Origin of the sequence: Marinobacter sp. DY40_1A1 (assembly GCF_016597815.1) — a bacterium.
GTDB lineage: Bacteria > Pseudomonadota > Gammaproteobacteria > Pseudomonadales > Oleiphilaceae > Marinobacter > Marinobacter xiaoshiensis.
Genome location: NZ_VCHA01000007.1, coordinates 139,528 through 148,983, shown reverse-complemented (window position 1 = coordinate 148,983; position 9,456 = coordinate 139,528). Strand labels below are relative to the sequence as shown.

The 9,456-nt window shown below is 53.2% G+C and carries 21 protein-coding genes and 1 pseudogene; all 22 read left to right on the top strand.

Annotation, left to right across the window (positions count from 1 at the left end; genetic code table 11):
* Positions 1–121: pseudogene (locus FFI61_RS16800) on the top strand (elongation factor Tu); the annotation flags it as partial.
* 192 nt (positions 122–313) lie between these two features.
* Positions 314–625: a 30S ribosomal protein S10 gene (gene rpsJ, locus FFI61_RS16795; RefSeq protein WP_041341420.1), complete on the top strand. Its 312-nt coding sequence runs from the start codon at positions 314–316 to the stop codon at positions 623–625.
* Positions 626–700: 75 nt separating this feature from the next.
* Positions 701–1,339 carry a 50S ribosomal protein L3 gene (gene rplC / locus FFI61_RS16790; RefSeq protein ID WP_200204927.1) on the top strand — a complete coding sequence of 213 codons (639 nt, stop codon included), beginning with the start codon at positions 701–703 and terminating at the stop codon, positions 1,337–1,339.
* Positions 1,340–1,350: 11 nt separating this feature from the next.
* Positions 1,351–1,956, top strand: a complete 606-nt coding sequence (rplD, locus tag FFI61_RS16785) for a 50S ribosomal protein L4 (RefSeq protein ID WP_200371807.1) — start codon at positions 1,351–1,353, stop codon at positions 1,954–1,956.
* The gene (rplW, locus tag FFI61_RS16780; protein ID WP_200204925.1) at positions 1,953–2,246 is read left to right on the top strand and encodes a 50S ribosomal protein L23; all 294 of its coding nucleotides are present in this window, start codon (positions 1,953–1,955) and stop codon (positions 2,244–2,246) included. Before rplD ends, rplW begins: the two co-directional genes overlap by 4 nt.
* Positions 2,247–2,263: 17 nt before the next feature.
* A complete protein-coding gene (gene rplB, locus FFI61_RS16775) occupies positions 2,264–3,091 on the top strand; it encodes a 50S ribosomal protein L2 (protein ID WP_200366507.1) in 828 nt (275 codons plus the stop codon).
* Positions 3,092–3,114: 23 nt separating this feature from the next.
* A complete protein-coding gene (gene rpsS / locus FFI61_RS16770) occupies positions 3,115–3,390 on the top strand; it encodes a 30S ribosomal protein S19 (protein WP_200204923.1) in 276 nt (91 codons plus the stop codon).
* A gap of 17 nt (positions 3,391–3,407) precedes the next feature.
* A complete protein-coding gene (gene rplV / locus FFI61_RS16765; RefSeq protein ID WP_100641162.1) occupies positions 3,408–3,740 on the top strand; it encodes a 50S ribosomal protein L22 in 333 nt (110 codons plus the stop codon).
* Between the two features lie 11 nt (positions 3,741–3,751).
* Complete coding sequence (rpsC, locus tag FFI61_RS16760; RefSeq protein WP_200204922.1) at positions 3,752–4,435, top strand: 30S ribosomal protein S3; 684 nt, start codon at positions 3,752–3,754, stop codon at positions 4,433–4,435.
* 12 nt (positions 4,436–4,447) lie between these two features.
* Positions 4,448–4,861: a 50S ribosomal protein L16 gene (gene rplP, locus FFI61_RS16755; protein WP_100641166.1), complete on the top strand. Its 414-nt coding sequence runs from the start codon at positions 4,448–4,450 to the stop codon at positions 4,859–4,861.
* Positions 4,861–5,052, top strand: coding sequence for a 50S ribosomal protein L29 (gene rpmC / locus FFI61_RS16750; protein ID WP_096784142.1), 192 nt, complete (start codon positions 4,861–4,863; stop codon positions 5,050–5,052). Before rplP ends, rpmC begins: the two co-directional genes overlap by 1 nt.
* Before the next feature lies 1 nt (position 5,053).
* On the top strand, positions 5,054–5,320 hold the full coding sequence (gene rpsQ, locus FFI61_RS16745) for a 30S ribosomal protein S17 (RefSeq protein WP_071267344.1): 267 nt from the start codon (positions 5,054–5,056) through the stop codon (positions 5,318–5,320).
* Positions 5,321–5,338: 18 nt separating this feature from the next.
* Entirely contained in the window at positions 5,339–5,707 is a 369-nt protein-coding gene (gene rplN, locus FFI61_RS16740) for a 50S ribosomal protein L14 (protein ID WP_200204921.1), read from the top strand.
* Positions 5,708–5,724: 17 nt separating this feature from the next.
* Positions 5,725–6,045, top strand: a complete 321-nt coding sequence (gene rplX / locus FFI61_RS16735) for a 50S ribosomal protein L24 (protein ID WP_144780220.1) — start codon at positions 5,725–5,727, stop codon at positions 6,043–6,045.
* 24 nt (positions 6,046–6,069) lie between these two features.
* Positions 6,070–6,600: a 50S ribosomal protein L5 gene (gene rplE, locus FFI61_RS16730; RefSeq protein WP_410805192.1), complete on the top strand. Its 531-nt coding sequence runs from the start codon at positions 6,070–6,072 to the stop codon at positions 6,598–6,600.
* A 13-nt stretch (positions 6,601–6,613) separates the two neighbouring features.
* The gene (gene rpsN, locus FFI61_RS16725; protein ID WP_041341451.1) at positions 6,614–6,919 is read left to right on the top strand and encodes a 30S ribosomal protein S14; all 306 of its coding nucleotides are present in this window, start codon (positions 6,614–6,616) and stop codon (positions 6,917–6,919) included.
* An 89-nt stretch (positions 6,920–7,008) separates the two neighbouring features.
* Positions 7,009–7,401, top strand: a complete 393-nt coding sequence (gene rpsH / locus FFI61_RS16720; protein ID WP_200204920.1) for a 30S ribosomal protein S8 — start codon at positions 7,009–7,011, stop codon at positions 7,399–7,401.
* A gap of 9 nt (positions 7,402–7,410) precedes the next feature.
* Positions 7,411–7,944, top strand: a complete 534-nt coding sequence (gene rplF / locus FFI61_RS16715) for a 50S ribosomal protein L6 (RefSeq protein ID WP_200204919.1) — start codon at positions 7,411–7,413, stop codon at positions 7,942–7,944.
* A gap of 9 nt (positions 7,945–7,953) precedes the next feature.
* Positions 7,954–8,301: a 50S ribosomal protein L18 gene (gene rplR / locus FFI61_RS16710; protein ID WP_100641175.1), complete on the top strand. Its 348-nt coding sequence runs from the start codon at positions 7,954–7,956 to the stop codon at positions 8,299–8,301.
* A gap of 12 nt (positions 8,302–8,313) precedes the next feature.
* Positions 8,314–8,814 (top strand): 30S ribosomal protein S5, encoded by a 501-nt coding sequence (gene rpsE, locus FFI61_RS16705; RefSeq protein ID WP_144780214.1) that lies wholly within the window; start codon positions 8,314–8,316, stop codon positions 8,812–8,814.
* Between the two features lie 4 nt (positions 8,815–8,818).
* Entirely contained in the window at positions 8,819–9,007 is a 189-nt protein-coding gene (gene rpmD, locus FFI61_RS16700) for a 50S ribosomal protein L30 (RefSeq protein WP_200204918.1), read from the top strand.
* A 1-nt stretch (position 9,008) separates the two neighbouring features.
* A complete protein-coding gene (rplO, locus tag FFI61_RS16695; protein ID WP_200204917.1) occupies positions 9,009–9,443 on the top strand; it encodes a 50S ribosomal protein L15 in 435 nt (144 codons plus the stop codon).
* The last annotated feature ends 13 nt before the right edge of the window (positions 9,444–9,456 follow it).

Here is a 9,456-nt window from a genome sequence, read left to right as displayed (position 1 = left end):
CAACGTTCAGATGGAAGTAACGTTGATTGCTCCGATCGCCATGGAAGATGGCCTGCGCTTCGCGATTCGCGAAGGCGGTCGTACCGTTGGTGCCGGCGTAGTCGCCAAGATCATCGAGTAAGACGCTCGTTGCATCAGGAAAAGGGGCTGACTTGGTCAGCCCCTTTTTCGGTTTCTGTCGCAACCGCTTCTCCCGATCTGGTCAGCAGTCATCCCTGTTGACAGGGTTGGGTATTATGCATACAATGCGGCTCCTTTTTTTGAAGGTCGGCTTACTAGTTCAGTAGCTGCTACGAGTGGAGTTTGGTGCAACATGCAAAGCCAAAAGATTCGAATCAGGTTGAAGGCGTTTGATTATCGCCTTATCGACCAGTCAACGCAGGAGATTGTCGATACCGCTAAGCGGACCGGCGCTCAAGTGCGTGGGCCTATCCCTCTGCCGACGCGGAAGGAGAAGTACACAATTCTGGTTTCCCCGCACGTCAATAAAGATGCGCGCGATCAGTATGAAATTCGTACTCATAAGCGTTTGCTCGACATTGTTGAGCCAACGGAAAAGACAGTAGATGCTTTGATGAAGTTGGACCTGGCAGCAGGTGTAGACGTTCAGATTAGCCTCGGTTAATACCACCCGGTATTGATCTGTGTAACTGTCCTAAGGCCATAGAGGGTGAGAGCCCCGTACACTTAGAGGTGAAACATGGCAATTGGTGTTGTCGGCCGTAAGGCTGGTATGACCCGTATATTTACGGAAGACGGACAGGCTTTGCCTGTTACGGTAATTGAGGTTGATCCTAACCGCATTACTCAGCTCAAAACTCTTGAGAATGATGGCTATCGCGCTGTTCAGGTGACTGTGGGCGCTCGTCGTGCATCGCGCGTTACCAAAGCTGAGGCAGGTCATTTTGCCAAGGCCGGCGTAGAGGCGGGTCGAGGAGTTTGGGAATTTCGACTGGCAGATGGTGAAGGCGAAGACCTGGCTGCTGGCGGCGAAATTGCTGCAACTGTCTTTGAAGACGGTCAGCTTGTGGATGCCACCGGTCAATCCAAGGGTAAGGGTTTCCAGGGTGGCGTTAAGCGCTGGAACTTTGCCATGCAGGACGCAACGCATGGTAACTCCCTATCGCATCGTGCTCCGGGTTCTATTGGTCAGAACCAGACTCCGGGCAAGGTATTCAAGGGCAAAAAGATGGCGGGCCAGATGGGTAATGCGCAAGTAACTGTGCAGAACCTTAAAGTTGTCCGTGTCGACGCCGAGCGCAACCTCCTGCTGATTAGTGGTGCCGTCCCCGGCGCAACTGGCAGTGATGTTGTCATCAAGCCTGCACTTAAAGCCTGAGGAGCGGTTCGATGGAATTGACTATTACAGGTAGTGGCAAGGGAATCTCTGTTTCCGAAGCTGCATTTGCCAAAGATTTTAACGAAGCTCTGGTTCACCAGGTTGTGACTGCTTATATGGCAGCTGGCCGTCAGGGGACCAAGGCTCAGAAAACCCGTTCAGAAGTCAGTGGTGGCGGTAAGAAGCCCTGGCGTCAGAAGGGTACAGGTCGCGCTCGTGCCGGTACTATCCGTAGCCCTATCTGGCGCTCCGGTGGTGTAACTTTCGCTGCCAAGCCTCGCAGCTTTGGGCAGAAAGTTAACCGCAAGATGTATCGTGCCGCGATGTGCTCTATTTTCTCCGAGTTGGTTCGTCAGGAGCGCCTGGTTTTGGTTGACGACTTTGCAGTCGATGCGCCAAAGACCAAGGCCTTCACGTCCAAGCTGGCAGATCTGGGCCTTTCCAATGCCTTGATCCTGACAGAAAGTCTGGAGCATAACTTGCACCTGGCTTCCCGCAACGTGCCTCACGTAGATGTACGAGATGTTGCGGGTCTGGATCCGGTTAGCTTGGTTGCTTACGAAAAGGTCGTGGTAACTGTTCCCGCTCTGAAGAAGATCGAGGAGATGCTGGGATGAATCAGGAACGTATTTATAAGGTCCTTTTGGGGCCTCACGTATCGGAGAAGGCTTCAATGGTCGCCGAGCATGGACAGGTTGTTTTCCGGGTCGCCCCGGACGCCACCAAGCCCGAGATCAGAAAAGCTGTTGAGCAACTGTTCAACGTCACCGTAGAAGGTGTTCAGGTTCTGAATCGTAAGGGCAAGCTTAAGCGCACTGCCCGCGGGTTCGGCAAGCGTAATGACATTCGTAAGGCTTATGTAAAGCTGGCTGAAGGTCAGGACATCGATTTTCTGGATGTGGAATAAGGTAAAGGGGTCGTAATATGCCGATCGTCAAAACCAAGCCAACATCAGCCGGACGCCGTCACGTTGTAAAGCTGTACAACCCAGATTTACACAAAGGGCGCCCTTACGAACCGTTGGTCGAATCGCAAAGCAAGTCGGGTGGTCGTAACAACAACGGCCGTATCACTACCCGTCATATTGGTGGTGGCCACAAGCAGCACTACCGCATAATAGACTTCAAGCGGACCAAAGATGGTATTCCTGCGACAATCGAGCGCATTGAATACGATCCGAACCGCTCTGCGCACATCGCGCTGATCAAATACGCCGATGGCGAGCGTCGTTACATTATCGCTCCCAAGGGTATGCAGATCGGCGAGCCTGTGCGCTCAGGAATCGACGCGCCTATTAAGGTTGGAAGCACATTGCCCCTCCGGAACATGCCGGTTGGTTCTGTGATCCATTGCGTTGAGCTCAAGCCTGGTAAAGGTGCACAGTTGGCTCGCTCTGCGGGCGCATCCGTGCAACTTGTAGCTCGGGAAGGTGCTTATGCGACCATCCGTCTGCGCTCAGGTGAAATGCGAAAGGTGCTTGTAGATTGCCGTGCTACGTTGGGTGAAGTATCCAACAGTGAGCACAGTCTCAAGCGGCTTGGCAAAGCGGGTGCATCACGTTGGCGCGGTAAGCGCCCAACGGTTCGTGGTGTGGCTATGAACCCAGTTGACCACCCACACGGTGGTGGTGAAGGGCGTACCTCTGGCGGACGTCACCCAGTTACTCCTTGGGGTGTTCCGACCAAAGGGCATAAGACTCGTAAGAACAAGCGTACTGACAAAATGATAGTACGTCGTCGTTCAGCCAAGTAAACGACCACATAGAGGTAAATGCTGTGCCACGTTCTTTAAAGAAAGGTCCATTCATAGACCTGCATCTGTTGAAGAAGGTCGAGGCAGCTCTGGAAGCGAACGACAAACGACCAATTAAAACCTGGTCGCGTCGTTCCACGATTTTCCCGGAGTTTGTAGGCTTGACCATTGCAGTCCATAACGGCAGGCAACACGTGCCGGTTTTTGTCACCGAAGATATGGTCGGGCATAAACTGGGAGAGTTCGCGGCAACGCGCACTTATCGTGGCCACGCGGCCGACAAGAAAGCTAAACGCTGATTGTGAGGGGAATAGAAATGGAAGTAGCAGCCAAGTATAAGGGCGCTCGCCTCTCAGCTCAGAAAGCACGTCTTGTCGCCGACCAAGTCCGCGGCAAGCCGGTTGAGGACGCCCTGAACATTCTGACTTTCAGCCCTAAGAAGGCGGCGGTGATTATCAAGAAAGCTCTTGAGTCCGCCATCGCTAACGCTGAGCACAACGAAGGTCTGGACGTTGACGAATTGCGGGTTTCCACCGTTATGGTGGATGAAGGCCCGACGCTCAAGCGGATCAAGGCTAGAGCCAAGGGGCGCGCTGACAGAATTATGAAGCGCACCTGTCATATCACCGTCAAGGTCGCCGACAAGTAGGAGATGCTCAGATGGGTCATAAAGTAAATCCAATCGGCTTCCGCCTGGGTGTGATTAAAGAGCACAACTCAGTTTGGTATGCCGATAAAAAGGAATACGCAAAGAACCTGTTGAACGATATTCAGGTTCGCGAATTCCTCGACAAGCGTCTGGTTAAGGCGTCTGTTAGCAAGATTGTGATCGAGCGCCCTGCTCAGAACGCGCGTATCACGATCCATACTGCCCGCCCCGGTATAGTTATCGGTAAGAAGGGTGAAGATGTTGATCGTCTGCGTCGTGAAGTCGGCGAGATGATGGGTGTGCCTGTGCACATCAACATCGAAGAAGTCCGCAAGCCGGATCTGGATGCTCGCCTGGTAGCGCAAAACGTTGCCGGACAGCTGGAGCGTCGTGTGATGTTCCGTCGCGCTATGAAGCGTGCGGTACAGAACGCTATGCGTCAGGGAGCCAAAGGCATCAAGATTCAGGTTGGTGGTCGTCTCGGGGGTGCCGAAATTGCGCGTTCCGAGTGGTATCGTGAAGGTCGCGTTCCGCTGCACACTCTGCGTGCAGATATTGATTACGCAACCTACGAAGCGCATACCACTTACGGCATTATTGGCGTCAAGGTATGGATCTTCAAAGGTGAGATTCTTGGTGGTATGGAACAGGTCCGTGCTGACAAGAAAGCCTCTGGGAAGAAAGGTTCTAAGTAAAGGGGCAATCTTATGCTGCAACCAAAACGCACCAAATTTCGCAAGGTAATGAAGGGCCGTAATACCGGTCTTGCTCACCGCGCCAACAAGGTGAGCTTCGGTGAATACGGATTGAAAGCGACGACTCGCGGGCGTATAACTGCGCGCCAGATTGAAGCGGCACGTCGTACCATGACGCGTAAGATCAAGCGTGGCGGGAAGATCTGGATCCGGGTGTTCCCGGACAAGCCGATCACCGGTAAGCCGCTTGAAGTACGTATGGGTAAAGGTAAGGGTTCTGTCGAGTACTGGGTGGCTGAAATTCAGCCAGGCCGGATGCTCTACGAGATGGAAGGTGTTTCTGAAGATATCGCACGCGAAGCCTTCACACTCGCAGCGGCTAAGCTGCCAGTACAGACCACCTTCGTAACGAGGACGGTGATGTGATGAAAGCAACAGAGCTGCGTGAAAAATCAGCCGCGGAGCTGAATAAGGAGCTGATCGATCTCCTGAAGGAGCAGTTCAACCTGCGCATGCGCAAGGCTACTGGTCAGCTCAATCAGTCTCACCTTCTCGCCGGGGTGAAGCGCGACATTGCTCGTGTGAAAACAGTATTGAACGAAAAGGCAGGAAAGTGACATGACCGAAGCTACCCAAACTGCCAGAACTCTTAGCGGCAAGGTCGTGAGCAACAAGATGGAGAAATCCATCGTGGTGTTGGTCGAGCGTCAGGTAAAGCACCCTCTGTACGGTAAGTACATGAAGCGTTCAACCAAGATCCATGCTCACGATGAGAGCAACCAGTGCAATATCGGTGACACTGTGACCATTCAGGAAACCCGCCCGGTCTCCAAGACCAAAAGCTGGGCCCTGGTGGAAGTCACTGAACATGCATCCAAGGTGTAATTCGCCCGGAGAACAACCATGATTCAGACTCAGACAATGCTTGAAGTCGCGGATAACAGTGGTGCGCGTCAGGTGATGTGCATCAAGGTCCTGGGCGGTTCACACCGGCGTTACGCCGCCATTGGGGATATCATCAAGGTGACCGTTAAGGAAGCCATCCCCCGCGGAAAAGTGAAGAAAGGCCAGGTCCTGAAGGCTGTAGTAGTGCGCACCCGCAAGGGTGTTCGCCGTCCCGATGGGTCGCTTATCCGTTTCGACGGCAACGCGGCTGTACTTCTGAACAATCAGGACGCACCCATTGGTACCCGTATCTTCGGACCGGTTACCCGTGAACTGCGAAACGAAAAGTTCATGAAAATTATCTCACTGGCACCCGAAGTACTTTAAAGGACCAGAGGCCGGTTATGAAAAAGATTAAACGAGATGACGAAGTAATCGTCACTACGGGGAAAGACAAAGGCAAACGTGGTAAAGTTCTGAAAGTTCAGGACGATGGCAAGGTAATTGTTTCTGGCATCAATATGATGAAGAAGCACACCAAACCAAACCCGATGTTGGGCACCCCCGGTGGCATCGTCGAAAAAGAAGCGCCTATCCAGGCTTCCAACGTAGCTATTTTTAATCCGCAGACCGGCAAGGCCGATCGTGTTGGCTTCCAGATCAAGGAAGACGGGGCGAAGACGCGGATCTTCAAAGCTACGAAAGAAGCTGTCGATAACCAGTAAGCGGTGGTGGTTACGATGCTTAACATGAAAGAGCAGTACAGCAAGGAAGTGGTACCCGCCCTGCAGAAAGAGTTCGGTTTCAAGAACGTCATGCAGGTGCCGCGTATCGAAAAGATTACCCTGAACATGGGTGTCGGCGAAGCTGTCGGTGACAAAAAGCTGATTGAGAATGCTGTGGCAGATTTAGAGCGCCTGGCAGGACAAAAAGTGGTTGTTACTACAGCGCGTAAGTCCGTTGCGGGTTTCAAAATCCGTGAAGGATGGCCGATCGGTTGTAAAGTTACCCTGCGCGGTGAGCGTATGTGGGATTTCTTTGATCGCCTGGTTCACATTGCGGTTCCCCGTATTCGTGACTTCCGTGGTCTTAATCCCAAGTCCTTTGACGGGCGCGGTAACTACAGCATGGGTGTGCGTGAGCAGATCATCTTCCCGGAGATCGAGTACGACAAAGTCGACAAGATCCGCGGGCTGGATATCACCATTACCACCAGTGCCCGTACCGACGACGAAGGTCGCGAGCTGCTGAAAGCTTTCGGCTTTCCGTTCAAGAAATAAAGGAACGAGAGTAATGGCTAAGGTTTCAATGAAAAACCGTGAGCTGAAGCGCGAACAAACCGTTGCGAAATTTGCAGCGAAGCGTGCTGAGCTCAAGGCGATTATCAAGAACCCAAATACCAGCGATGATGACCGTTGGGATGCACAGATGAAGCTCCAGCAGCTTCCTCGTGATGCTTCTCCCTCGCGTCTTCGTAATCGTTGCCAGGTGACTGGTCGTCCCCATGGCGTTCTGCGCAAGTTCGAACTTTCACGGATTAAGCTCCGTGAATACGGCATGCGTGGCGACGTTCCGGGCCTGACCAAGGCAAGCTGGTAAGATAGGTATCCTGGCTTAGGTCAGGATGCCTGTTGGTAAGCGGTGCGGCGCGCCGCTGCACAACTAAAAAGATCAGGAGCCTCATACCAATGAGTATGCAAGACACGCTTGCGGATATGGTAACCCGTATACGCAACGCCCAGATGGCATCGAAAGCAGACGTTACGATGCCATCTTCAAAAATGAAGATCTCAGTAGCCCAGGTTCTTAAGGACGAGGGTTATGTTGCAGATTTTTCCGTTACAGCCGATGTAAAGCCTGAGTTGACCATCACGCTCAAGTATTTCGGTGGCAAGCCGGTTATTGAACAGATTAAGCGGGTAAGCCGCCCAAGTCTGCGTCAGTACAAAGGCGCTGGGGAACTGCCGAAGGTATCCGGTGGTTTAGGAGTCGCGATAGTCTCTACGTCCAAGGGCGTTATGACTGACCGCGCCGCACGAGCTGCTGGCGTGGGTGGCGAAGTCATCTGCACCGTATTCTAGGAGAATCACATGTCCAGGGTTGCCAATAATCCTGTCGTGCTGCCTTCCGGTGTTGAGGTTAAGCTGAACGGCCAGGAAATTAGTGTTAAGGGCTCCAAAGGAGCTCTTGAATTTTCGATTCACCAAGCGGTTGAAGTAAAACAGGAAGAAAATCTTCTGCGTTTTGCTGCTCGCGATGGTGCCCAAAAGTCCCGCGCTCTTGCTGGTACAACCCGCGCGCTGGTCAACAATATGGTGACCGGTGTATCCGCAGGCTTCGAGCGTAAGCTCCAGCTGGTCGGTGTTGGTTATCGGGCCCAGGCGCAAGGTACGAAGCTCAATTTGACACTGGGTTTTTCTCATCCGGTTTCTTATGAGCTGCCCGAGGGGATTACCGTTGAAACTCCGTCCAATACGGAAGTAGTTATTCGCGGTATCGACAAGCAACAGGTTGGCCACGTCGCTGCAGAAATCCGCGCGTTCCGTCCGCCCGAGCCTTACAAGGGCAAAGGTGTTCGGTATGCGGATGAGCAGGTAAGACGCAAAGAAGCCAAGAAGAAATAAGGCGGGACTATGAGCGCGAATAACGAAAGATTGCGTCGCGCACGCAAAGTGCGCATGAAGATCCGTGAGCTGGGTACGACACGTTTGTGCGTTCACCGCACTCCGCGTCACATGTATGCTCAGGTTACGACAGCAGATGGCAGCCAGGTTTTAGCCACTGCCTCCACGTTGGATAAGGAATTGCGCCAGGGTGCAACCGGTAACGTGGATGCCGCCAAGAAGGTTGGTCAGCTGATTGCTGAGCGTGCCAAGGCGGCAGGTGTGGAGCAGGTTGCATTTGACCGCTCCGGTTACCGTTATCACGGACGCGTTCAGGCTTTGGCCGACGCAGCTCGTGAAGCTGGCTTGCAATTCTAAGAGGTGGAGAAGATGAGCGTTAACGATCAGAAGGCGCCTGAGCTCCAGGAAAAGCTGGTTCAGGTGAATCGCGTTGCTAAAGTGGTCAAGGGCGGTCGCGTATTTGCGTTCACCGCGCTGAGCGTTGTTGGCGACGGAAAAGGACGCGTTGGCTTTGGCCGCGGCAAGGCACGTGAAGTGCCAGTTGCGATTCAGAAGGCGATGGAAGCTGCACGTAAGAACATGGTAGACATTCCGCTTGACGGTACTACCCTGCAGTACGCAGTGCGGGCCCAGCATGGTGGCTCCAAGGTGTACATGCAGCCGGCGTCTGAAGGTACAGGTATTATTGCCGGTGGTGCAATGCGTGCTGTGTTGGAAGTTGCAGGGGTTCAGAACGTACTGTCCAAGTGTTACGGGTCTACCAACCCGGTGAACGTGGTACGTTCCACCATCAAGGGTCTTCAGGCTACTCAAGCGCCTGAAGATATTGCAGCCAAGCGCGGTAAATCCGTCGAAGAAATTCTGGGTTGAAGTCATGGCGAACGCAAATACGATCAAAGTAACTCTGACCCGCAGCCCAATTGGCTGCCAGCCCAAGCACAAGCTTTGTGTAAAGGGCCTGGGTCTTCGTAAAATCGGTCATACCGTTGAAGTAGAGGATACCCCTTCTATTCGCGGCATGATCAACCGGGTTAATTACCTGGTTCGGGTTGAGGAGAACTAAGATGCGTCTGAACGAGCTTAGTCCAGAGCCCGGTTCACGTCCTTCCGGCAAGCGTGTTGGTCGTGGTATCGGTAGCGGCCTCGGTAAAACCGGTGGTCGTGGTCACAAGGGTCTGAAATCCCGTTCCGGTGGCAGTGTTGCCCCTGGTTTCGAGGGTGGTCAACAGCCTTTGGCTCGTCGTTTGCCGAAGTTTGGCTTTACATCGCGCCAACAGCGTTATGTTGCCGAAATTCGACTGAACGAATTGGCCAAAGTTGAAGGCGATATTGTGGATCTTGCAGCACTTAAGAAAGCTGACATCATCCGCGAAGAAATTCGCGAAGCTAAGGTTATCCTGTCGGGCGAACTTGACCGCGCAGTAACTGTAAAGGGACTTCGTGTAACCAAAGGCGCGCGCGAGGCAATTTCTGCCGCGGGTGGCAAAGTCGAAGACTAAGGCGAGTCGAGGA